The 24,132-nt window shown below is 51.8% G+C and carries 20 protein-coding genes; 8 read left to right on the top strand and 12 right to left on the bottom strand.

Features of this window, described 5'->3' with window-relative positions; all coding sequences use genetic code 11:
- The first annotated feature begins 87 nt into the window (after positions 1-87).
- Entirely contained in the window at positions 88-1,107 is a 1,020-nt protein-coding gene (locus tag MUG06_RS20785; protein WP_243079894.1) for an alpha/beta hydrolase, read from the top strand.
- Between the two features lie 13 nt (positions 1,108-1,120).
- Here MUG06_RS20785 and MUG06_RS20780 read toward each other — a convergent pair whose 3' ends face one another.
- From MUG06_RS20780 to proP, 3 genes are all read right to left on the bottom strand, one after another.
- Positions 1,121-2,107, bottom strand: a complete 987-nt coding sequence (locus tag MUG06_RS20780; protein WP_215845331.1) for a sensor domain-containing diguanylate cyclase — start codon at positions 2,105-2,107, stop codon at positions 1,121-1,123.
- 110 nt (positions 2,108-2,217) lie between these two features.
- Positions 2,218-3,195 (bottom strand): porphobilinogen synthase, encoded by a 978-nt coding sequence (gene hemB, locus MUG06_RS20775; protein WP_215845332.1) that lies wholly within the window; start codon positions 3,193-3,195, stop codon positions 2,218-2,220.
- 128 nt (positions 3,196-3,323) lie between these two features.
- On the bottom strand, positions 3,324-4,829 hold the full coding sequence (gene proP, locus MUG06_RS20770) for a glycine betaine/L-proline transporter ProP (RefSeq protein ID WP_215845333.1): 1,506 nt from the start codon (positions 4,827-4,829) through the stop codon (positions 3,324-3,326).
- Positions 4,830-5,253: 424 nt separating this feature from the next.
- Here proP and MUG06_RS20765 point away from each other — a divergent pair, with 424 nt between their 5' ends.
- Positions 5,254-5,727: a hypothetical protein gene (locus MUG06_RS20765; RefSeq protein WP_243079893.1), complete on the top strand. Its 474-nt coding sequence runs from the start codon at positions 5,254-5,256 to the stop codon at positions 5,725-5,727.
- On the opposite strand, the gene MUG06_RS20760 is transcribed toward MUG06_RS20765, so the two are convergent.
- Together MUG06_RS20760 and MUG06_RS20755 are read right to left on the bottom strand one after the other, a co-directional pair.
- A complete protein-coding gene (locus MUG06_RS20760; protein ID WP_243079956.1) occupies positions 5,716-6,678 on the bottom strand; it encodes a D-2-hydroxyacid dehydrogenase family protein in 963 nt (320 codons plus the stop codon). The genes MUG06_RS20765 and MUG06_RS20760 overlap by 12 nt on opposite strands.
- Positions 6,653-8,257 carry an EAL domain-containing protein gene (locus MUG06_RS20755; protein ID WP_243079892.1) on the bottom strand — a complete coding sequence of 535 codons (1,605 nt, stop codon included), beginning with the start codon at positions 8,255-8,257 and terminating at the stop codon, positions 6,653-6,655. The genes MUG06_RS20760 and MUG06_RS20755 overlap by 26 nt, the downstream gene beginning before the upstream one ends.
- Positions 8,258-8,491: 234 nt before the next feature.
- Here MUG06_RS20755 and MUG06_RS20750 point away from each other — a divergent pair, with 234 nt between their 5' ends.
- Positions 8,492-9,256: a class II aldolase/adducin family protein gene (locus MUG06_RS20750; RefSeq protein ID WP_243079891.1), complete on the top strand. Its 765-nt coding sequence runs from the start codon at positions 8,492-8,494 to the stop codon at positions 9,254-9,256.
- A 9-nt stretch (positions 9,257-9,265) separates the two neighbouring features.
- The gene (locus tag MUG06_RS20745) at positions 9,266-10,219 is read left to right on the top strand and encodes an ABC transporter substrate-binding protein (protein WP_215845337.1); all 954 of its coding nucleotides are present in this window, start codon (positions 9,266-9,268) and stop codon (positions 10,217-10,219) included.
- A gap of 54 nt (positions 10,220-10,273) precedes the next feature.
- On the opposite strand, the gene uxuA is transcribed toward MUG06_RS20745, so the two are convergent.
- A complete protein-coding gene (gene uxuA / locus MUG06_RS20740) occupies positions 10,274-11,458 on the bottom strand; it encodes a mannonate dehydratase (RefSeq protein ID WP_243079890.1) in 1,185 nt (394 codons plus the stop codon).
- A 149-nt stretch (positions 11,459-11,607) separates the two neighbouring features.
- Here uxuA and MUG06_RS20735 point away from each other — a divergent pair, with 149 nt between their 5' ends.
- Positions 11,608-12,300, top strand: a complete 693-nt coding sequence (locus MUG06_RS20735) for a FadR/GntR family transcriptional regulator (RefSeq protein WP_215845339.1) — start codon at positions 11,608-11,610, stop codon at positions 12,298-12,300.
- Here the strand turns inward: MUG06_RS20735 and MUG06_RS20730 are convergent.
- The gene (locus tag MUG06_RS20730) at positions 12,289-13,344 is read right to left on the bottom strand and encodes an AI-2E family transporter (RefSeq protein ID WP_243079889.1); all 1,056 of its coding nucleotides are present in this window, start codon (positions 13,342-13,344) and stop codon (positions 12,289-12,291) included. The genes MUG06_RS20735 and MUG06_RS20730 overlap by 12 nt on opposite strands.
- 392 nt (positions 13,345-13,736) lie before the next feature.
- Between MUG06_RS20730 and MUG06_RS20725 the strand changes: the two genes are divergently transcribed.
- Entirely contained in the window at positions 13,737-14,957 is a 1,221-nt protein-coding gene (locus MUG06_RS20725) for an MFS transporter (protein ID WP_243079888.1), read from the top strand.
- A gap of 94 nt (positions 14,958-15,051) precedes the next feature.
- Here MUG06_RS20725 and MUG06_RS20720 read toward each other — a convergent pair whose 3' ends face one another.
- The gene (locus MUG06_RS20720; protein WP_215845340.1) at positions 15,052-15,867 is read right to left on the bottom strand and encodes a TIM barrel protein; all 816 of its coding nucleotides are present in this window, start codon (positions 15,865-15,867) and stop codon (positions 15,052-15,054) included.
- A 412-nt stretch (positions 15,868-16,279) separates the two neighbouring features.
- On the opposite strand from MUG06_RS20720, the gene MUG06_RS20715 reads away from it, so the two are divergent.
- Together MUG06_RS20715 and iolB are read left to right on the top strand one after the other, a co-directional pair.
- Positions 16,280-17,785: a CoA-acylating methylmalonate-semialdehyde dehydrogenase gene (locus MUG06_RS20715; RefSeq protein WP_243079887.1), complete on the top strand. Its 1,506-nt coding sequence runs from the start codon at positions 16,280-16,282 to the stop codon at positions 17,783-17,785.
- Between the two features lie 132 nt (positions 17,786-17,917).
- Positions 17,918-18,736, top strand: coding sequence for a 5-deoxy-glucuronate isomerase (iolB, locus tag MUG06_RS20710; RefSeq protein WP_243079886.1), 819 nt, complete (start codon positions 17,918-17,920; stop codon positions 18,734-18,736).
- A gap of 98 nt (positions 18,737-18,834) precedes the next feature.
- Here the strand turns inward: iolB and MUG06_RS20705 are convergent, their stop codons facing one another.
- The 4 genes from MUG06_RS20705 to iolD all read right to left on the bottom strand — a co-directional run bounded on the left by MUG06_RS20705 (position 18,835) and on the right by iolD (position 23,861).
- On the bottom strand, positions 18,835-19,692 hold the full coding sequence (locus MUG06_RS20705; RefSeq protein ID WP_243079885.1) for a MurR/RpiR family transcriptional regulator: 858 nt from the start codon (positions 19,690-19,692) through the stop codon (positions 18,835-18,837).
- Positions 19,693-19,899: 207 nt separating this feature from the next.
- Complete coding sequence (iolE, locus tag MUG06_RS20700; RefSeq protein WP_215845344.1) at positions 19,900-20,796, bottom strand: myo-inosose-2 dehydratase; 897 nt, start codon at positions 20,794-20,796, stop codon at positions 19,900-19,902.
- Between the two features lie 55 nt (positions 20,797-20,851).
- Complete coding sequence (locus MUG06_RS20695) at positions 20,852-21,865, bottom strand: Gfo/Idh/MocA family oxidoreductase (protein WP_215845345.1); 1,014 nt, start codon at positions 21,863-21,865, stop codon at positions 20,852-20,854.
- 58 nt (positions 21,866-21,923) lie between these two features.
- On the bottom strand, positions 21,924-23,861 hold the full coding sequence (gene iolD, locus MUG06_RS20690; protein WP_243079884.1) for a 3D-(3,5/4)-trihydroxycyclohexane-1,2-dione acylhydrolase (decyclizing): 1,938 nt from the start codon (positions 23,859-23,861) through the stop codon (positions 21,924-21,926).
- Positions 23,862-24,132 lie beyond the last annotated feature (271 nt).

The raw sequence follows: 24,132 nt of genomic DNA, 5'->3' as shown, positions 1-24,132 counted from the left end.
AATTAACCACATAGCACGGCGTATCAATACATTTTCAGGTGGGTCGTGCCAGGCTTAGTGCTCTTTTTATCGCATGGAGAAATTCGGATGGGCCCGACATACGTGTTGAAGAAACCGCTTGCCGCTTTGCTCACCTCGCTGACCTTACTCAGCGCCGCACCTGCCCTTGCCGCCAATGTTTATGGCGAGCAGCTTGAAGGCTTTACCTACCCCTATACGTTGCAGCACTTCAATTTTTCATCACAACAGCAATCGCTTAGCATGGGCTATATGGATGTAAAGCCGCAGCAAAATGCCAACGGGAAAACTGTAGTGCTAATGCACGGGAAGAATTTTTGCGGGGCCACCTGGGAAGAGACAATCCGTGATCTGAGTGAAAAAGGGTATCGCGTGATTGCCCCCGATCAAATTGGTTTTTGTAGCTCGACCAAACCCGCTAATTACCAGTACACCTTTCAACAGTTGGCTGAAAATACCCATCAACTGTTGACTAAACTGGGCGTTCAAAAAGCGGTAATTATTGGGCATTCAACCGGCGGCATGCTGGCAACACGTTATGCGCTGATGTATCCCAATCAAACGGAAAAATTGGTGTTAGTGAATCCAATTGGCTTAGAAGACTGGAAAGCCAAAGGCGCACCCTATCGCACCGTCGATCAATGGTATGAGCGTGAGTTAAAATTAAGCGCGGAAGGCATTAAAAAATATGAGCAGCAAACCTATTATGTGGGACGCTGGAAACCAGAATATGACAAATGGGTTGATATGCTGGCTGGGCTGAACAGCGGGCCAGGACATAAAAAGGTCGCCTGGAACTCAGCACTGATTTACGACATGATTTTTACCCAGCCAGTGTATTACGAATTTAAAGAGATTAACGTGCCGACTACGTTAATCATCGGTACCTCAGACACCACTGCTATCGGCAGCGATATCGCCTCACCGGCGGTGAAAGCGACGCTGGGCAACTATAAGGTGTTGGGCAAAGAGGTTGCGAAGCTGATTCCAGGGGCGCGATTGATTGAGCTTCCTGGTATGGGACATGCGCCGCAAATGGAAGAGCCAGCTAAGTTTAACCAGACGTTGATAGACGATCTGGCCAGGTAAACCCGTTCAGGCGCTACGGCGCCTGAATAGCGGATATCAGCGCTTGCTTGCTCTTTTTATTCAGGTACATCTGTTCATCACTGTTATGCAGCAGTTGTTCCAGCGTCTGCGGCTGGGCTGCATCAAATTCCACCACGCCAGCTGAAAATTGCAGGTTATATCGGCGGTTAAGGTGGCTAAATTGCTGCTGCAAATAGCGTGAGAACTGTTGCAACAATGCTTCTGCCTGCGGTTGCTTCAGGCCATTAAATAGCACCACAAACTCATCTCCGCCCAGGCGGGCGAAAAGATCAGAGTGATTGAAAACCACTTTCATCGCATCGGCAAAATCCATGAGGGCGCGATCGCCTTCACGGTGTCCTAACGTGTCATTGATCTGCTTAAACTTGTCGAGATCGAGAAAAGTCAGACAAGCAGGCTTTTGCTTGATAATGCACTCATTCAACACCAGCTGGCCCAGCGTCATAAAACCACGACGATTGGTAATTTGTGTCAGCTCATCGCAGGTTGCGGTCTGAAATGCTGCCAGCTCCGCTTCAGCCATGGCGGCCAGATCGCGCAAGGTCACCTCATCATCTTCAGTAAATTGACGCGGCTCCCGACCGATAATGCACAGGGTGCCTAGTTTTGCGCCGCCCGGTGCCCGCAACGGACATCCCGCATAAAAGCGGATGTGGGGATCGCCAGTGACCAGAGGATTATCGTGAAAACGCTGATCTTCTAATGCGTTTTCGACAACCAGAACGTCGTCCCGGAGAATGGCATGGCCACAAAATGAGGTGGTGCGCGGGGAACGGGTTTGGTCAAATCCCTGAGAAGATTTAAACCATTGATAATCGGCTTCCAGCAGGCTGACTAACGCGATAGGAACGTTAAACAGGCGGCGAGCCAGGCGGGTTAAACGATCAAAACGCTCTTCCGCTGGTGTATTCATGATATTTAACGCACGCAGTTGCGATAAACGTTGTGCCTCGTCGGCAGCAAACTTAGGTGCTTTCATCACAGAGACCTTTTATTTTTTTAGCTGAAGCCAGGTTCTGGTGTTTGCCTTGCGGCGAAGAAAAAGACAGCGACTGAAGCGATGCAGTACGCTGTCTTTGAGAGAGGGGATCAGAGCACTTTTTGTTCTGCGAGATCAAGGGCAAAATAGCTGAAAATCAGGTCTGCACCGGCTCGCTTAATCGCACCGAGGCTTTCCAGTACCACATTACGTTCATCAATAGCACCAGCCTGCGCAGCGAATTTGATCATCGCGTATTCACCACTGACCTGGTACGCAGCCAGCGGCAGCTCTGTGCGCTCGCGGATATCACGCAGGATATCGAGGTAAGCGCCAGCCGGTTTCACCATCAGTGAATCTGCGCCTTCTGCGGCATCCAACAGCGACTCACGAATCGCTTCGCGGCGGTTCATCGGATTCATCTGATAAGTCTTGCGATCGCCTTTCAGAGCCGTGCCCGCAGCTTCACGGAACGGGCCGTAGAACGATGAAGCAAACTTGGTTGAGTAAGACATGATAGCTGTTTGGGTGAATCCAGCTGCATCCAGTGCCTGACGTATCGCCTGCACCTGGCCATCCATCGCCGCTGAAGGCGCGATAAAGTCAGCACCGGCTGCTGCGGCAACCACCGCCTGCTTGCCCAGGTTGATCAGCGTTTGGTCGTTATCGACGCCGTGATCGCACAGCACGCCGCAATGACCGTGGCTGGTGTATTCACAAAAACAGGTGTCAGACATAACAATCATTTCCGGCACGGTGTCTTTACAGATACGCGACATACGCGCCACCAAACCATTCTCATTCCACGCGTCGCTGCCTGTGGCATCAAGGTGGTGAGAAATACCAAATGTCATGACTGAGCGGATGCCCGCTTTCGCAATACGTTCGATTTCATAAGCGAGACGTTTTTCTGGAATGCGAACCACGCCAGGCATTGCCTGAATCGCTTTGTAATCATCAACACCTTCCTCAACGAAGATTGGCAACGCCAGATCGTTCACGCTAAGAGAGGATTCCTGAAACATTGCGCGCATTGACGCGCTAGAGCGCAGCCTTCTAGGGCGCTGAATAAGGGAGAAATCAGACATATTCATTGCTTACCAGTATAAAAAAGTGGCGATAGTTTACTCCCTTTGGCGGCAAGGGATGAAGGTTTGTGTGCGGCGGAGAGCAGAGACAGAAAAAAATCTCCCGCCGGGCGGCGGGAGAGAAAAGATTACTCGTTGATGTCTGGGTGCTGCTGCACCAGGTTTTTACGCTTCGCTTCGAGGCGCGTAATTTCTTCATCGATATCTTCGATTTTCTGCTCGATATTATCGTGATGTTCCTGAAGAATTTCACGCGCTTCATTAAGGTCAGACGCCGCAGGCGTAGCGCCTTTCAGTGGTTTGTTCGCGGTCTCTTTCATGTAGATACCGGTAATTAAACCAATCACGGCGATGACCATCAGGTAGTAAGCCGGCATATAAAGATTGTTGGTGGTTTCAACCAGCCAGGCAGCAAAGGTAGGCGTCAGACCCGCAATCAGTACCGAAATGTTGAAGGCGCTGGCTAACGCACTGTAACGGATGTGTGTTGGAAACATGGCGGGCAGCGACGATGCCATCACGCCGGTAAAAGCATTCAGAATCACAGCAAGCAATAGCAGACCCGCAAAAATCAATCCTAATACGCCGCTATTAATCAACATGAACGCCGGAATCGCGAAGATCAGTAACGCGATACTGCCAATGATGATAAAGGGACGACGACCGAAGCGGTCGCTCAACATTCCCATGACGGGCTGAACGAACAGCATACCAATCATGATGGCGATGATGATCAATACGCCATGATCTTCGGAGTAATGCAGGTTATGCGACAGGTAACTTGGCATGTAGGTGAGCAACATGTAGTAGGTTACGTTAGTTGCAATCACCAGCCCTACGCATGCCAGCAGGCTGCGCCAGTGTTTAGTGGCAATCTCTTTGAAAGAGACTTTTGGACCGTCACGCAGGCCTTCGCGATCGCCTTGTTCCAGTTTTTCAACGTGCTGCTGAAACGCCGGCGTCTCTTCCAGCGCATGACGCAAATAGAGACCAATGATGCCCAGCGGTAACGCCACAAAGAACGGTAAGCGCCAGCCCCATTCAAGGAAGCTCTCTTCGCCAATAATGGCGGAGATCAGCACCACTAAGCCTGCACCCAACACAAAGCCCGCGATGGAGCCGAAGTCGAGCCAGCTGCCCATGAAGCCGCGTTTGCGGTCCGGCGAATATTCGGCAACGAAGATCGATGCACCGGTATATTCACCGCCCACCGAGAAGCCCTGTGCCATTTTTGCCAACAGCAACAGAATAGGTGCCCAAATGCCGATTGAGGCGTAAGACGGTATCAGGCCGATACAGAACGTACTGATCGACATGATGATAATGGTAATAGAGAGAATCTTTTGGCGACCATATTTATCGCCCAGTCTACCGAAGAACAAGCCGCCCAAAGGACGAATTAAGAAAGGAACAGAGAAAGTACCCAGCGCAGCAATCATCTGCACACTGGGAGAAGCATCTGGAAAGAACACCTTGCCCAGCGCATAGGCTACAAAGCCGTATACACCAAAATCAAACCACTCCATCGCGTTGCCCAAAGATGCCGCGGTGATGGCTTTACGTAAACGGGCATCATCAATGATGGTGACATCATCAAGCCCAATTGGTTTTACACGCTTCCTACGCAATTTCATAGAATTACCCTGTAATGGAACATGAAAGTCCTCAACGGCGCGAACCGAGCAAATGCATTCAGACCGCTGCGTTGAGGAAATTTAAGCATAGCCGGAAAAGTGCCTTTTCCCCTGGCGGTAAAAGCACTAATTCCTGTCGAAATTATCGCTTCAAGCGACACAGTATACCGTTTTAGTGTGATATTTGTCATGTTTGACCTGATAATGACCGTTTTGGCCGGGTAACAAGCAGCAGGCTAGTGGGTTAAAAATGGCGGTGTCTGATGACGATTGATGGATTTTTCCGCAGTGCTGAAAAGCGCCAGTAATGCGCTTAATAAGGTTAATCTTAAGTTAAAGTAATGTATATTTTGACTGCTTATTGAAACTTGCCAGATTTGAAACATTCGGTAATACTCTGCGCGTCATGACGTAAGGAGGATAAATGACACGGATATCGCTTCAGCCCTTCAAGAACTCCTGGCTGTCTCAATTTGACACCATAGAAAGAAAATTAATCAATTATCGGCCCCTCTCTCGACGAAAGCCTGCTACTAAGGTGATTCCGCAGTTGTGGATTCAGTGTGACGATCGCGCTGAACAAGCACTGCAACAGCTAGCACAAAATCCTGATGATTTGCTTCGGCGCGCAAACGATTGGCTGACCAGGCAGGGCAAGGAGTGCATCCGACAATTGCAGCAATTAGGCGAAGCGCTACACATTTCTACCCGTACCGGCAAAAATAGCGCTCAACTGGATGAATATCAGCGCTTGGTGGGGCAATTAATGCCGACGCTGGAGCGGATTAATCAGCGCCTTCAGGCGCAATCCGCCGCGCCGCTGCAGGCAGGGAATGAAGATTCCGTTGAAGTGGCGTTACGCGTCGCCATGAAGCGCCGCGCGCCACTATTTAAGTAGAGAACGCAGCGGCTTGTTATCCAGCCACGCCGCGATATTTTCTACCGCCTGAGCAAAGTAAGCCTGATAATTGCTGTCGGCGACGTAACCCAGATGCGGCGTAGCCACGACGTTAGGCAAATTGCGCAAAGGATGATCGGCAGGAAGCGGCTCAGTTTCAAATACATCCAGTGCAGCTCCCGCAAGCTGCCCCGATTTGAGAGCAGCAACCATCGCGGATTGATCAACCAGCCCAGCACGCGAAGTATTAACCAGCAGCGCGCCCGGTTTCATGTGCGCCAACGTGCTGGCGTCCAGTAGGTTACGCGTGCGATCGCTAAGCACCAGATGAAGTGAGACGACATCGCTGTTTGCCAGCAGCGCCTTTAACGTGGGCATTTGGGTTACGCCACATTCTGCTGCGCGTTCAGCCGTCAGATTCTGGCTCCACGCACAGACCTTCATATCAAACGCCTGCGCGACTTTTGCCATCGCGCTGCCTATTTTGCCTAAACCCACTAATCCCAGCGTTTTACCTTGCAGCGTCATACCCAGAGATTGCTGCCAAGGGCCGTTGGTGCGCAGCGCCTGATTCTCGTCGGTAATGCGCCGTGCCAGTGCGAGTAAAAGTCCCCATGTCAGCTCCATTGGCGGCGCGCTGCTGCTGCTGGTGCCGCACACTTCAATGCCACGCTCACGGCAAGCAGCCAGATCGATCGCGGCATTGCGCATGCCAGAGGTCACAATCAGTTTTAACGCAGGTAAACGCGCTATTAGCGCCGCATCAATGGCTGTGCGTTCGCGCATCACCACTAAAATATCGCTGTTGGCAAGTTGCTCAACCAGCTGGTCGGGTTCATCAATATGTTGTTGCAGGCTACGCGAGGTGACAACGGGTTGCAGCGATTCCCAGTCCGCCAGTGATAAGGCGATATTCTGATAATCATCAAGAAGGGTGCAATTCAGACGCATCATGATCCTCAACGTGAATGGGCAAGGGGCCTTTTTCTTTGAGCCAGATTTTCAGCGCGCTATTACTCATGGGCTGAGCGTAATAGTAGCCCTGAATAAACACCACGCCGCGTTGTTGCAAATAAAGAAGCTGTAACGGCGTTTCCACGCCTTCACCCAAAACCTGTAAACGCAATTTAAAGCTGAGATTGATAATAGCGTCCAGTACCGGTGTTTCACCGCCCAGCGATTCAATAGCGTTAATAAAACCCCGATCAATTTTTAAATAATCGAGCGAGAAGGTCATTAAATAGCTCAGCGAGCAATGACCGGTGCCAAAATCATCAATCGCGACCTTAATGCCGACTTCACGCAACGCATCAAGTTTACGCGCCACGGCGTCGCCATCTTTAATCAGACTGCGCTCCGTTAATTCCAGCGTAATAACAAATTGTTGATGCTTCACTTTTTCGACAAATTGCAGCATATCGCTGACGAATTCAGGATGCTGTAAATGTTCAGCGGCCACGTTAATGGCTAAATGAAAACCCGGCTCAACTTCCCAATCCTGCACATCCTCAGCGATCAACTCCATTAAGTGGCGTGTTAGCGGCACAATCATGCCTTCGGCTTCAGCCGCGCTGATAAAAATGTCGGGACGGATCACGGTGCCGTTAGGCAACGTCCAGCGCATTAATGCTTCGGCACCGGAGCAGCGCTGCAGTTGGTCGTTGTAAACCGGTTGATAATGCACGGTAAACTGGCGGCCATTAATGGCGCGGCGTATTTCATCGCGCCATGAGATCCGCCGTTGCAGCCAGTTAGCGGTAAGGATCATCAACAGAATTGAAAAAATGGCAGCCATCGGCAGAAAGACAAACAGAACCTGACGCCAGGCACGGGCTAATTCAGCGCCTGGTGCCACGATATTGACGCTAATCGGGTAGCGCAATGAGGTCGTCTGATAGGTTTGAGCATCAAAAAAACGATTTTTCACCGTCTCAACTTTACCGACAGAAATAGGCGCGCCGTCGTTGAAGCGCATTGAGAGCTGATAACCGCGCGATTCACCAATGGCCTCCATGAAGTCCATCAGGTATTGACCATCAATCACCGCCCAAAAACCTTCACCGTCTGGCAATTGGCGCACAAAGATCACCGCAGGGCGATTGGGCACGCCTGCGGTGCCGGCAATCGACAAACTCCACCAGGCGCGGCCTGTTACCGGCGGATCGCGCCTGATCATCTCTTTGAGCGAACCCGGGTTTAAGCCATACGCGGATGAGCAGGCCACTCTGTCATCCTGTAACTTCCCAATGGCCCTGAAATAGGCATTTAGCGTGCCTGCAAGCTGTAATTTATCTTCGATTTGGTTGCAAGGTTGGTAATGGTATTTACGCAGAGAAGTGATCATATCCCAGCCGCTGTCGCTCATTTTTTCGGCCTGAGACAAAAGCGTTTTTGCGGCGCTCACCTGTTGCTGGTGAACCGTATGGTGAGCATCGATAACGGTAAAAATAGTGCCAAGAATCAATGGCAATGCGCCGGCGAGGAGAATGATGAGCCTGGCGTAATCACGTTTTCGTTTCAGTGGCGGCACCGCAAAATCCTCTAAAAGTGATCCGTATTGAGGAGGTGCTAATGAGTCAGCGCAGCATAGCATGTCCTCGGGCGATGCAGGGTAGCGTTTTGATTAAGATCAAAACTGATTAAGGTCAATTATCGACCGTTCATTGCAAATATTGACAATGTTTTGCCGTTTTTGGCATTTCCCTGACGTGAAAAGGCTGTGTCACGATGACCGCAAGCACATATTCAGCAACAAGGAGCGGACATGAGCACGGCAATTCTGACCTCAACTTCCTTACAACAGCGCGTAAGCGATGCCGAATGGCAGGCTCGCGTTAAGCTCTCACAAGCCTACGTATTAGCCGCAAAACTCCGTTGGACCGATCACATCTACACCCATTTTTCGCTGCGTGTGCCGGGCGATCAACCCCACTTTCTTATCAATGCTTATGGGCAAACGTTTGATGAAATTCGACCTGAAACGTTGGTGAAGATTGATATTGACGGCAATATTATTGACGACCCAACAGGGCTGGGAATTAACCCAGCGGGATTTGTTATTCACAGTGCTATTCATCGTGCGCGCCCAGATGCACATGCGGTAATGCATACCCACACCGCCGCAGGAATTGGCGTATCGGCACAAAAACAGGGTTTGCTGATGATTTCTCAGCACAGTACCCGGTTTCACCAGCGCGTGGGTTACCACGATTACGAAGGTATCGCCCTCGATCTGGATGAACAGCAGCGCATCGTCGCCGACCTCGGTTCTCTCAATGCGCTGATCCTGCGCAATCATGGCTTGCTGACCAGCGGTGGCAGCATCGAAGAAGCTTTCTACAACCTTTATTACCTTGAGCGAGCGTGCCAGGCGCAGCTTGCGGCGCAGTCTGGCGGCGCTGAATTACTGATTCTGCCGGATGCGGTGGCAGAGAAAGCCGCGCAGACGTTTGAAAACAGCATTACCAATAAAAAATATCTACTGCATTGGGATGCCTACATCCGCCAGCTCAACCGTAACGCGCTGTAAGGGATAAAGATGAAAATCATCAGAGTGGCGCTCGTCGCCCTGTTAGTCAGTGTGAATCTCAGTGCGCAGGCAGCAGAGGATTTGAGTAAGGTGACGCTGGTGTTGGGCGATCAAGCTCGCAATCTGCGCTCGCTGGTGGAAGCGGCAGACGTAATGAAAGATGCGCCTTATCACTACCGCTGGGCGAATTTTCAGGGTGCTGCACCTTTGTTTGAAGCACAGCGGGCGGGCGCGGTTGATACCTCTTACGCGGGCGACCTGCCAGTATTGATGGCCGCCTCCGGCGGCGTGCCGCTGAAAATAATTGCCACCAATGTTGGTGATGGCGGCTCAAATGGCTTGGTGGTTCCCGCCGACTCGCCGATCCACAGCGTAAAAGATTTAACGGGTAAAGAAGTGGTGGTCTCATCGGCACGCGGGAGTATCTCGCAGTATTTGCTGTATCAGGCGTTGGATGAAGCGGGGGTAAAACGCGACAGCGTGCCGGTACGTTTTGTGTTGCCTACCGATGCCAGTGCAGCCTTTAACTCCGGTCAAATCGGCGTTTGGGCAACCTTTGATCCCTATTTAGGTATTGCGGAACAACAGGGTGGACGCGTGTTGCGTGATGGAAAAGGGCTTACCACAGCGTTGTCATTTGTGACTGCTACGCAAGCATCGCTCGACGATCCGGGTAAGCGTGCGGCGATTGCTGATTTCACCCAGCGACTCGAAAAAGCCCGTAAATGGGCGATCAGCCATCCAGAAGCGTATAACAACGTTTATGCACAGCTAACGCGCCTGAAACCACAGGATGCGCAGAAAATTACCGCCCGTATTTCCCACGGTATTCGCCCTGTGACACCGGACGATATTGCCAAAGTGCAGGAAGTCTCGAATCTCTTCAGCGAATTGAAGATTTTGCCAAACGCCGTGAACGTGCAGGCGATTACGGATAGAACCGTATTTAACGCAGCCCCTTAATCGCTGAAAGAAAGCCCCGAAAAGCGCAACCTGTTCGGGGCTTTCTTATGGCCTTTAATCCTGAAAAAACGTTTGGCGCAGCGCCACTTCAACGCCTCGCAATTCCGCTAATCCTTTCAGACGGCCAATGGCTGAATAGCCGGGATTGGTACGCTTGTGCAGATCGTCTAACATTTGGTGGCCATGATCGGGACGCATCGGAATCGCGCGTTGGTTCCCCGCCCGGCGGCGACGTTGTTCTTCTGTCAGAATCGCTTTGATCACGCCGACCATATCGACGTCACCGGCCAGGTGCGCCGCCTCATGGAAACTGTTGGGATTTTCTTCGCGCTTGGTGGCGCGCAGATGGATAAAGTTGATGCGGTCAGCGTACGTTTCCGCCATCTCGACCAGCGCATTGTCTGCCCGCACGCCATATGAACCGGTGCAGAAGCAGAAGCCGTTATGCAGGCTGTCGACAGTTTCTTTGAGCCATTGCATATCCTCCTGCGTCGAAATAATGCGCGGCAAACCGAGAATAGGGCGCGGGGGATCATCAGGATGCACCGCCAGTTTAATACCCACTTCTTCCGCCACCGGCACGATGGCACGCAGGAAAGTCGCCATGTGTTCACGCAGTTTGGCTTTATCGATACCGTCATATTGCGCCAGCTGCGCCTGGAACTGTTCCAGCGTATAGCCCTCTTCGGCGCCTGGCAAACCGGCAATAATATTACGTACCAGCGTTGTTTTTTCCTCTTCGCTCATGGCGGCGAAGCGGTTAGCAGCAGCTTGCTGCTCTTCAGCACTGTAATCTTTTTCGGCACCGGGACGTTGCAGCAGAAACAGTTCAAAGGCGGCAAAAGCATCCGCATCAAAGCGCAGGGCTTTTGCGCCATCGGGCAATTCCCACGCCAGATCGGTTCGCGTCCAGTCGAGTACCGGCATGAAGTTGTAGCACACCGTATCAATGCCACAGGTCGCCAGGTTGCGGATCGATTGCTGATAGTTAGCGATGTAACGCGCATAATCGCCGCGCTGGGTTTTAATGGATTCGTGCACCGGAATGCTTTCGACCACCGACCAGATCAAGCCTTTTTCCGCCAGTAACGCCTGACGCGCTTTGATCTCTTCCACCGGCCAGACTTCGCCATTCGCAATGTGATGCAGCGCGGTCACAATGCCTGTTGCACCCGCCTGACGTGCATCATCCAGAGAAACCGGATCGTTCGGGCCATACCAACGCCAAGTGTGTTCCATTTTCACTCCCTTTGTGATTTGGCCCAGTGGTCAGGCCGCTGGACCAAGAGTAAGATAGTGCGTTATAAAAGGCCGTGATCGGGATCGCAGCATGAAAAAATGTGAGCGCTGCGACACGTCGGTCTTCTGCGCACGCAAAGGAGAAAGAGATGGCGCTACCTGTACTGAAAGCAGAACGTTTATATCGTCAAATCGCTAACGCGATTATGGACAGCATTAAAAAGGGCGAATTTGTGCCGGGCGGATTATTGCCTGCGGAACGTGAGCTGGCGAAGCAACTTGGTGTGAGTCGCTCATCGGTACGCGAAGCCTTAATTGTTTTGGAAATGACGGGCTGGGTGGATATTCGTACCGGAAATGGCATTTATGTGGCGCAAGCGCTGCCGCAGGGCGGCGTAAAAAATGACATCAGAGAAACAGAAAGCTTCAGTCTGCACGACCTGCTTCAGGCGCGTGAAGCTTTTGAAGGGATGTTAGCTGCCTTTGCAGCGCGTCATGGCACTGCACAACAGCGCGCCGCCTTGCTGGCGTTGACAGCAGAATTGCAGCAGTTTAATGAAAATGACGCCGCGTTTCTGGAACAAGATAAACAATTTCATCTGTTAATCAGCGAAATGAGCGGCAACGATCTGCTGCGCGACATGATGGAATATCTCTGGAACAAGCGTCAAAGTCCGCATTTTAAACGGTTGGAGCGGCACTACGCAGATAACGCATTTGCCCAAGAAATGAATGAGGATCATCAGCACATTGCCGAGGCGATTGTCGCGGGTGATGAAACCGCTGCACGTGCGTCGATGGAAAAGCATCTACAACACGTGCAGCAGCGTTTACTTGGTTAATCCTTTCGCGCGTTTGGGACGTCCGGTACCCAGCATGATCGCCAGACGGCTACCGCCCGGCGTGGTCTCCATCAATATTTTCGTAATGCTGGTCAGCGGCACCGACAGCAGCATACCGACCGGCCCCAGCAACCAGCCCCAAAAAATCAACGACAAAAAGACCACCAGCGTTGATAAACCCAGTCCACGCCCCATCAGGCGCGGTTCCAGCATATTGCCGAACACCATGTGAATGGCAGAGAACAGCGCCGCCACCATCACGGCATCAAAGAGGCTATTCAGCAGCAGCGCCTGAATAAACGGTGGAATACCCGCAAGGATTGGACCGATGTTAGGAATGAAGTTGAGAATAAACGCCACCACGCCCCACAGCAGCGCGAACTTCACGCCCAGCAACACTAAGCTGAGCCAGACGGCAACGCCGGTAACTAAGCTAACCAGCGTTTTTAATGCCAGATAATGCGTGACGCCTTTCAATGCTTTGTGCAATCCCGCGATGCGTATTTTGGGATTGACCAGTGCGTTACGCATTTTGTAAGGCAGATGGTGAACTTCAAACAGCATGAAAACCACCGTCAGAACCAGCAGCACAATATTGGTCATGGCACCGGAAAAACGGGTTAGCGCACTGGTGGCCAGATTCATCATCATGCTGGGATCGAAGCGTTGTACCAGAGACTCGGTGGAGATATTAAGGTGAAACTGCGCTGCTAAATGCTGCACAACCGTCATTTTCTGTTCCAGGGTGGCGCGTAATTGCGGATAGATATCCGAAAATTCACTCACCGAACTGGCTATTACCGCGATGAGCAGCAACATCACCAACATAATCACCGTAATAACCAAGGTGATCGCCACTCCACGACGTAACCCGCGGCGCATCAACATCGTCACCAACGGATTAAGCACAATAGCGAAGAAGGCCGCGAGTAACAGCGGAACCAGAATATCGGAAGCTGCGCGGATACCCGCCAGAACGATGACCAGCATCGCCAGTTTAATCAGAATATTTTGCCCAATTTTTTCCTGCTGTAGCTCGCTCATTCCCTCTCCTGAAATAAAATTGGCTGAGAGAAGTGTAGCCTAAGCCGGATTAACAAACTGATTTATCAGAGAAACGGTAAGAGCTCACTCACGTGGCGACGCAGTCATGCCCGCGCGCCCAATATCAATGTCAGACGGGAAAGCAATGCGACTGTTGCTATTGTCCCACCACACCCTGTTCACACTGTCGCCAGATAAAATCGTGATGGTTTGCGTTGCCGCTGACGCAAATCGGTACGGTAAACCGCTCGCAGAGCACAATAGCGAACCTCCTCTCTATTGTTGTCTGTAAGCGGGGCCGATCAGCCACCGCCTTGCCGCAATCCGAATTATTTAAGGTATAGTCATTTCTTGAGCCTAAAAAATTCAGCTAAAGACGAGCGCAATCACTCATGCCAGACCAACCCGCAGCGCAATCTGCACCCCGTCATTCCCAGATTACCCTCCTGATTATCTCCATTGTGATGTACAACTTTGCTACTTATCTCACTATCGGTTTACCGTTGGCGGTGCTGCCGGGTTTTGTCAACGACACGCTCGGCTACAGCGCTTTTTGGGCGGGATTAGTCATCAGCTTGCAGTATCTCGCCACGCTGCTGAGTCGTCCGCATGCTGGGCGATACGCCGATCTCTGGGGACCAAAAAAAGTGGTGGTTTGGGGGTTGGTGGGGTGTTTGATCAGCGGGTTATGCATTTTGGCGGCAGCATTGACGCTCAGCACACCAACGTTGAGCCTGGTGTTGCTGTGTGTGGGACGATTAATTCTTGGCGTGGGCCAAAGTTTCTCGGGAACGGGCACCTCGCTATGGGGCGTGGCGCGCGTCGGCTCGCTGCATATTGGTCGGGTAATATCCTGGAATGGCATCGTCACCTATGGCGCGATGGCGATTGGTGCGCCGCTCGGCGTCATGATTTTTCGTATGGGCGGCTTATTGTGGCTCTCCGCCATTATTATCACTATTTCTGTGGTCGCCATTGCTTTGGCAATACCGCGCCCAGCGGTAAAAGCGAGCAAAGGCAGACCACTGCCGTTTCGCGCCGTGTTGGGAAAAGTGTATGGATTTGGCCTGATCCTGGCGATGGGATCCGCGGGCTTCGGCGTTATTGCGACCTTTATTACACTGTTCTACAAGGCGAAAGGCTGGGAAGGTGCCGCCTTTGCGCTCACGCTGTTTAGTGCCGCTTTTGTCGGTGCACGCTTGCTGTTTCCCAATGCGATTACTCGTCACGGTGGACTGCGCGTTGCCAGCGTTTGCCTGGCAGTGGAAGCGGTTGGTCTGTTTCTGGTGGCGGGCGCATTCGAGCCCTGGATGGCAAAAGCGGGGGCGTTTCTCACCGGCGCAGGCTTCTCGCTGGTATTCCCGGCAATTGGCGTGGTGGCGGTAAAAGTGGTGCCGCAGCAAAATCAGGGCAGCGCGTTAGCAACCTACACGGCGTTTATGGATTTATCTCTGGGGATCACCGGGCCAATTGCCGGGTTTATCATGAGCTACGCAGGTGTGCCGCTGGTCTATCTGCTCACCGCGCTGTTGGTCTGCTTTGCGCTGTTTTGCACATTACGCATGATTCGTCATCAGCCCACCGCGCTGAAGAGTGAAAGAGAGGAAAAGTAAAAAAGCGGCCTCCGACCGAGGCCAAAAAATGTGTCACAAGACACAGATAAGGGTAAGGTCACGCGGCGCAAAGACGTCAGCGCCGCGCAGGGGATTAGGCTTGTAGCAGTTCGATACTGAAACGAATTTGGCGTTCTATTTCGGTTGGCGTCCAGCGGTTTAGTTCGGATGAGAAAGGCTCAAACGCGTAGACACCTTTATAACCAAGCATCTCCAGGCGCTTCACCTGCGCCACGCTGTTCAACACATCGTGATCACTCAACATGATGCGTTCTTCGTCGGTCAACTCAGCCGTTGGGCGGGTATCTTCCACGCCGGACAAGTGCACCAGGCCAATCTGGTTAACATCAATCTCTGCCGGAAATTCTTGTTCGGCATTTTCATACAGATGGTGGTGGAAAGTATCCAGCAGCAGTTTAAACGGTACGTTGGCATCACGAATCAACTGCTGTGCCTGTACGGCAGAACGCAGCGAACTGATCGGGAAACCCAGCGGCTCAACTAAACCCTGCACGCCATAATGTTCAAAACGCGGCGCGAGTTTCTGCATCGCTTCCAGCGTCTGCTGAGGTGAGATGGCAACGCCTTCGTTCAGTGGGCACATCACCAAGGCTTTCGCACCGATACTTTTTGCCTCTTTTAACAGCGCCTCCGCTTTTTCCAACAGCGCATCGTCGGCACGGTTAAAGGGATAAAGCGCATTAATAGTGACAATTTCAATGTGATATTTCTCGGTAAGCGCGCGCAGTTGTTCAGGTGATAAATCATCTGTCACTTTGCCGCTCGGCATGTCATTACGCAGCTCTACTTTGCTTAATCCCAGGCGCTGTACTAACTGGAAGAAGGCTTCCAGCGAAAGGGCAGGGGCAATTTTTCGGTTAATACAGAAACGAGTGGGATCAATGGCCATGCTGCGGCTCCTGTTAGGGGAGATAAGATGCAGCAAAGAAAACATTTATTTCATTAATAGTGAATAATGGAATGCGTATTATTAGATCTGCTTCGCAATAATTTCATATTTCGTTCCATAGCACAGCTCCTCCACCCTGTTTCTTTGAAAAAACGCATAAGATTTTATGGCACTGCTGCCGCTGCTGGAGGCGCATTATCACTGGCTAAAATGCATTTTGATGCCAACACGCAAAGCCGCGAAGAAAAATGCGATCTGTGCCGCTAAAAAGAAATTTTCCAAAAAGAACTATTTGAAAAATTTGTTCCACTGTAATAGCTTCATAACACGCTTTAGGCTTCGCCTGATCAGGCAACGTGACTTCCAGCACGCGCAGTCTGCAGGGAACGTAAACATTCAAAGAGGCAACAACATGAATATCGTAGGAAACTTTATTGGCGGCAAAACCACCCACAGCGCCAGCAACGAAACCATTCCTGTTTATGATCCGGCAACCGGCAAAGTGGTCCGCGAACTGACGCAAAGTACCGCTGATGAAGTCGCTCAGGCGATTGAAGTTGCACACAATGCCTTTCCAGCCTGGTCAAAAACCTCTCCGCTACGTCGTGCGCGCGTGCTGTTCAATTTTAAAGCATTGATGGAACAACATCGCGATGAGCTGGCGGCATTGATCGTCTCTGAACACGGTAAAGTCTGGTCAGATGCGCTGGGCGAACTGACGCGCGGCATCGAAGTGATTGAATTTGCCTGCGGTATTCCACACCTGATTAAAGGCGAATATTCGGCTAACGTCGGCACTGGCGTTGACAGCTTCTCGCTGATGCAGCCGGTGGGTGTTGTGGCGGGTATTACCCCGTTCAACTTCCCGGCGATGGTGCCGTTATGGATGTTCCCTATCGCGCTGGCGTGCGGTAATACCTTCATTCTTAAGCCGCCTGCACTCGACCCTTCTGCCGCTGTTCGCATGGCAGAACTGCTGACCGAAGCGGGTCTGCCGGACGGTGTCTTTAATGTGGTTCACAGTTCCAACGACGATGCAGAGCAGTTGTATAAAGATCCACGCATCGCTGCTGTTAGCTTTGTGGGTTCTTCCGGCGTCGCAGAACATATCTATAAAACAGCCAGCGCCCACGGCAAACGCGTTCAGGCGTTTGGTGCAGCGAAAAACCACGCCATTGTGATGCCGGATGCCGATCTGGATGCCACCGTGAACGCCATCATGGGCGGCGCGTTTGGATCCGCAGGCGAACGCTGCATGGCGTTGCCAGTTGTGGTTGCCGTTGGCGATGATACGGCTGATAAGTTAATTGCGAGCCTGACTCCGCTGGTGAAAGCGCTGCGTGTCGGCCCTGGCATCAACAAAGGTTCAGAAGAGAATGAGATGGGGCCGGTGGTTTCTGCGGCACATCAGAAAAAAGTGCTTGGCTACATAGATAAAGGCGAGCAGGAAGGTGCAAAACTGGTGGTGGATGGCCGTAACTTCCAGGTGCCTGGCCATGCTGAAGGTTATTACGTTGGCGGCACGCTGTTCGACAACGTGACGTCTGACATGGTGATCTGGCGTGAAGAGATTTTTGGACCGGTGCTGAGCATTATGCGCGCGCCTGATTACGACAGCGCACTGAAACTGGTTAACAGCCACGAATTTGGCAACGGCAGCGCTATCTTTACCAGCAACGGCAATACCGCGCGCGAATTTGTGCAGGATGTTGAAGCGGGCATGGTGGGTGTTAACGTACCGGTTCCTGTGCCGATGGCCTTCCACAGCTTTGGCGGCTGGAAACGTTCGGTCTTTGGTGCATTGAACGTGCACGGCCCAGACGGCGTACGCTTCTATACCCGCATGAAAACCGCAACCGCCCGTTGGCCGAGTGGTCAGCAAACCGTTTCTGAATTCAGCATGCCGACGCTGGGCTAATTCATTTTTATACCCGAAAACCTTCAGGCGACAGCAGTGGAACATGCGTTTGCATCCTCAATCCTTGATAGAGGTAAACAGACGCTATTAACGCAGTTGTCGCTTGAATGATGACGGAGAAGGAGGATTAGGATGTCTTTACTTTCTAAAGCACAACAGCCTGACAGCCAGGGACGTATTCAGCATGTCACCCCGGAAAGTGCAGGCTGGCGTTATGTTGGCTTTGACGCTTACCTGCTGAAAAAGGCAGAAATCCTGCGTCTGAGCAGCGGTGAAAAAGAGCTTTGTTTAGTGTTAGTGGCGGGGCTGGCATCAGTGAAAACGCGCCACGCTGAGTTTCCTGGCATCGGCAAACGCATGTCACCCTTTGAACGCGTTCCACCCTATTCGGTGTATGTGCCGCACAACGATGAAGTCGAGATTCAGGCGGACAGCGACCTTGAGCTGGCGGTATGTAATGCGCCAAGTCAGGGCAATTTACCGGCTCGCCTGATTGCGCCCGCTGACGTCGGCGTTGAACAGCGCGGAAAAGGGCGCAATAAACGCCTGGTACATAATATTCTGCCGGATAATGAACCCGCCGACAGCCTGCTGGTCGTGGAAGTGTATACCGATGAGGGCGACACCAGCTCATATCCAAGCCACAAGCACGATCAGGAAAACAGCGAAAACGAAACCTATCTGGAAGAGACCTATTATCACCGTTTCGATCCAGAGCGTGGATTTGCGATGCAGCGCGTTTATACCGAAGATCGCTCGCTGGATGAGTGCATGGCGCCCTATAACCGCGATGTGGTTACTGTGCCGCGCGGTTATCATCCGGTCGCGACTCTGGCGGGGTATAACAACTATTACCTCAACGTGATGGCTGGCCCGGAACGTTTGTGGAAGTTTACCTGGGAGAAAGATCACGCCTGGGTAAACAGTGATGACTATCCGCGCAGCAAATAATGGCGGAAAACAAAAAGGCAGCCTTGAAATGGCTGCCTTTTTTATGCCTGAACGCGAATGTTTGATAAAACACCCTGCTCAGCAATGATCTCTATCAGTTATGACTTCTTTTCGACATTCTTATCCGCATTATTCAAGGCAAGCGAAACGGCCAACGTCTGCGCCAGGCACAACGAAGCGACCTGAGAACGGAAGCCATCAACCTGCGCTTCACGTACCACGAAGCAGACATCGCTGAAAGCGGCCAGCGGACTGACCTGGCTGTCGGTAATGGCGATTTGATGCGCGCCGCGTTTAGCCCCTAATTCAACCACTTCAACGGCTTCACGTGCGTAAGGTGAATAGCTAATGGCGATCACCACGTCTTTCGGGTTTACCAGGCTGAGCTGCTCGGTGAACATCCCACCCAGACCATCAATCAGGAAGGCACGACGTTCAAGGTGGCGCAAAGCATAAACCAGATAGGACGCCACGCTAAACGAGCGGCGCAGGCCAATAACGTAAATGTTTTCAGCTTCATTAAGCAGCTTAACGGCTTTATTTAACTGGTCCGGATTCACCTGCATCGCCAGCTGCTGCAATGCCTGGCTGTTCACCATAGTGAAAACGTTAAGGATTTCGGCTGGGCTTTCTGGTGCGCTGGCGCTGTCATCGGTAGAGGTTTGACGAAACAGGCGGGCGCGCTCGGTATAGTTCACCGTTTCTTCCATCAGATGCTGACGGAAAACTTGTTTCATTTCGTTGAAACCGCTGAAGCCAAACGCATTGGCAAAGCGAATCAATGTGGAAGGCGGTACATCCGCTTGGGATGCGATGGAAGCCACGGTATCAAAAGCAATGCTGTTACTGTTATCAAGGATATAACGAGCGACCTGTTTTAGACGCTTGCTCAGTGTTTCATAGCGGCGACGAATATCGTCCTGCAGCAAGGAAAGTTGGGTGGGATTATTGGTCATTACTTCTGCCCGTTTAATAAGAATAATGGCTGGATAATGAGCGCTATAGTACCAGATGGATGGAAAATTTCATTTCTTTGCGTGTAATGAGGGCTTTATTTCATGGGTTTATGAAATACCTCACAGAATCCGTGGAGATGCGTGACGAAGCACGACATCCCCACCATTTTATTACGGTCAGATTTCAGGTTAAAGAAGGATTAAACGTTACAAACCTGCATTTTCGCGAATGTATTTGCGCGCTTTTACGGCATATTCAAAGGGATTAGCCAGCGCAGGATCTTGCTCCGCTTCCACCACCATCCAACCTTTGTAGCCGTAATCGTCGAGGATTTTGAACACCGGTTTGAAGTCAATCACGCCGTCGCCGGGTACGGTAAACGTGCCTTTTTTCACCCCATCGAGGAAAGAGAGTTTATTTTGACGCACCTCTGCCACTACGTCATCGCGCACATCTTTCAGATGGACGTGGAAGATACGCGGCAGGTATTTTTTCAGCACTGCCAGCATCTTCTCTTGTGAGCCTTCTGAGTAGTAAACATGGCCAGTGTCATACAACAGACCGACGTTTTCGTTGGTCAGCGCCATGAAACGGTCAATCTCTTCAGTGGTCTGAATGCCGGTTCCCATATGATGATGCAGCGTAACGCGCATGCCTTTTTCAGCTGCGATAGCCGCCAGCTCGTTGTAACCTTCCGCCGTTAAACGCCACTCTTCATCGGTGAAAACAGGCTTCTCTTCCAGCACCGCCAGCGTGGTGCCCTGAATACTTTTGCTCTGCTCAGAGCAGCCAATGACACGTGCACCCATCGCGTGCAGGAAGTTCATGTGGTTCACAAACTCGTCGATGGTTTTAGCTTTGTCGCCGTTGGCAAAAAAGGTGCTGAACCAGGCGTTACAGATCTCAATGCCACGAATATCCAGCATCGGCTTTAAAATTGCCGGATCGCGCGGGTATTTGCTGCCCACTTCGCTGCCAGTAAATCCTGCCAGCGCCATCTCACTCACCGTCTGCTGAAAAGTGTTTTCACTGCCCAAATCAGGCATATCATCATTGGTCCAACCGATCGGCGCTATTGCCAGCTTCACGTTATCTTTGTTCATCTTGTAATCCTTTTGATAAGGGCGGGCCAGTGCCGCCCACAATGAAAGCGCGGGATCAGTGGTTATAAAAATCAGGACGCGGCGGCATTTCTACTGGCTCAATCGCGCCGCTGTTTTGCGCCTTCAGGCACGCATCGGCAGCAACGGAAGCAGCAAAGCCATCCCAGGCTGAGGGGCCCGTTAACTGGCCCGCTTTCACATCATTGATGAACGCCTGCAGCTCAACGTCATAGGCATCAATAAAACGATCTTTCCAGTCGACCAAAATGGTGTTCGAAAGTTTGGCATCTTTACGCAGCTGAACAGAAGAGGGCTCAGGCAGTTTGGCAATACCGGTTTCGCCAACCACTTCACACTGAATGTCGTAGCCGTAAGCGCAGTTAACAAAAATTTCCACGTCGATGCGCACGCCTTTTTGCGTTTCAAACAGCACAATTTGCGGATCTTTCAATTTGGCGTGGCTCTTCGACGTCACGCGTGGGAAGACCACCTGCACGCTTTTATAATCGTCGTTGGTCAGCCAGCGCAGCACATCCAGTTCGTGAATCAGGGTGTTAGTAATCGCCATATCGGTGGTGTAATTTTCCGGCACCGTTGGGTTGCGATGGGCGCAATGCAGCATCAGCGGTTCGCCAATTTCACCATCGGTAATCACCTTTTTCAGGGCGCGATAACCAGAATCGTAAGGGCGCATAAAGCCTACCTGCACCAGACGCTTGCCGTGTTTGATCTCCGCCTCTACCACGTGACGGCAGCCTTCAGCGCTCATTGCCAGCGGCTTTTCACAGAACACCGGTTTACCGGCAGCAATCGCAGCCAGGGTAAACTCTTCATGAGTCGGATCCCATGAAGTCACTAATATGGCGTCGACTTCAGGCGATTGAATCACCTGATGACCATCTTGATAGACTTCTGCTTCGATATTCAGGCGTTGCAACGCTGCGCGTGCGCCATCAACGTTGATGTCAGATACGGCGACCACTTTCGCACCCTGCAACACGTTATTGCAGCGACGAATGTGTTCCTGACCAATTGCACCTGTACCGATTACGCCAAGTTTCAAAGTCATAATTATACCTGTAGGGTTCATTCGGATAAGAGAAAGGGGCCGGGAACCGGCCCTGAGATTAATACTTACGGGCTTGATCCAGGTGCGCGTTTAGGCTGTCGGCGACGCTTTGGGTGCGTTCTGAATCCGACGTCTGCGCCACGCCCACGTGCCACCAGCTGAAGTACTTATGAATCATGGTCTTTGGTAAGACTTTAATATCAATGAGCGTCGATACCGTCTGCTTCTTCGCATCTTCCAGCGCCGCTTTGAGCTGATCCAGCGTGGTCACACGATAGGTTTTGCAGCCGTAACCGGCGGCAATAGAAGCAAAATCAACCGGGACAAAACCCCCATCCAGCTTGCCACCTTCCGGGTTACGGAAGCGGAATTCGGTGGTGAAGCTATCCATGCCGTGTTCCATTTGCAGGTTATTGATGCAGCCGTTGGTCATGTTATCCAACAGCACCACGTTGATTTTGGCGCCTTCCTGAATGGATGTGACCAGCTCGGAGTGCAGCATCATGAATGAACCATCACCGACCAGCGCGTAAACCTCACGTTGCGGCTGCGCCAGTTTGACGCCCAGTGCGGCATTCACTTCATAACCCATGCAGGAATAGCCGTACTCAACGTGGTACGCGTTGTAATCTTTGGTGCGCCACACGCGTTGCAGGTCGCCCGGCAAGCTGCCCGCGGCTGCCACAATCACTGCATCCTTTGGGAGCTGCTCGTTTAAGGTGCCGAGCACGCTGCTTTGCGTGAGCAGGGATTGTGTCAAACGGTTGAACTCAGCAAATACCGCTTCGCGATCGATGTGATCGGCAATTTCTGGGGTAAAGCCTTCGCTGTATTCAACCTGATAAACACGCTGCGTCTCTTTCAGCAGTTTGCTTTGAGCCTGCTCGATTTGGTTGCCCCAATCGTTGCTGTAATTTTGGGAAACCAGCGCCGCGCTCAGCGCCGTTAATCCTTCACGCGCATCCGCTAGCAACTGCACGCCATCTAACTTGTAGCTGTCGAAATTACTGACGTTAACGTTGAGGAAGCTGACCTCGGGGTTCTGGAAAATCCATTTCGATGCGGTGGTGAAATCGGTGTAGCGCGTCCCCACGCCAATCACCAAATCAGCCTCTTTCGCCAGCAAGTTGGCGGCCAGACAGCCGGTTTCGCCGACGCCGCCCACGTTGAGCGGATGATCGGAAATGATTGTGCCTTTACCCGCCTGGGTTTCAGCAAAAGGGATTTGATAGCGTTCAGCAAACTGACGCAGCGCTTCGCCCGCTTCGGAGTATTTCACGCCACCGCCACAAACAATGATTGGCTTGCGTTTACGCACAATCAGCGAAAGGGCATCTTCTAACTGTGCCGCGGTGGGTAAGCGGCGATCCAGACGATGAACACGTTTTTGGAAGAAATATTCCGGGTAATCCCAGGCTTCGCCTTGCACATCTTGTGGCAGAGAGATTGTCACCGCGCCGGTTTCTGCCGGATCGGTGAGCACGCGCATCGCATTGATACAGGCGGTCATCAGCTGTTCTGGGCGGCTGACACGGTCCCAGTATTTGCTGACGGCGCGGAAGGCGTCATTGGTGCTGATGCTGAGATCGTGCGCTTGTTCAATTTGTTGCAGCACCGGATCGGGCTGGCGGGTCGCGAACACGTCGCCCGGCAGCAGCAGCAGAGGAATACGGTTTGCCGTGGCGGTAGCGGCGGCGGTAATCATGTTTGCCGCACCCGGCCCAACGGAAGAGGTGCAAGCAATGATTTGACGACGCAGCGATTGCTTAGCAAAACCCGTTGCAGCATGCGCCATGCCTTGTTCGTTACGTCCCTGATGCACTACCAGATCGCCGCTATCCTGCTCCAGCGCCTGACCCAAACCCAGAACGTTGCCATGACCGAAGATGGCGAAGATGCCTTTGACAAACTTCGTCTCAACGCCATCAACATCAATGAATTGGTTATCAAGAAATTTAACCAGCGCCTGTGCAGTGGTCAGTCTGATTGTGCCCATATGCTCTTCCTTTACATGCTGGTGGTGCCTGAAATCCGAGCGCGGTAGGCGATGTAGAACCTCGGAAAAGGCGACCGGGGGTAATTGAAACGTGAAGCGATTATAAACAAATATATTTTTCATAAAACACGATTACAGAAGAAACATTTCATTTTGCGAGTGAGATCAAATTTAACGCCAGAACGAGCCTTTGATCGTTTTTGTCACGCCGTAAAGTGGAACGCCCGGTAGGCTTCACTGCCATATGAAAAATTTCATTTCATTTCAGTAG

Origin of the sequence: Pantoea sp. MQR6, from assembly GCF_022761075.1 — a bacterium.
GTDB lineage: Bacteria > Pseudomonadota > Gammaproteobacteria > Enterobacterales > Enterobacteriaceae > Pantoea > Pantoea phytostimulans.
Note: the sequence above shows the minus strand (reverse complement) of the source record. Positions and strands in the feature narration are given on the sequence as shown.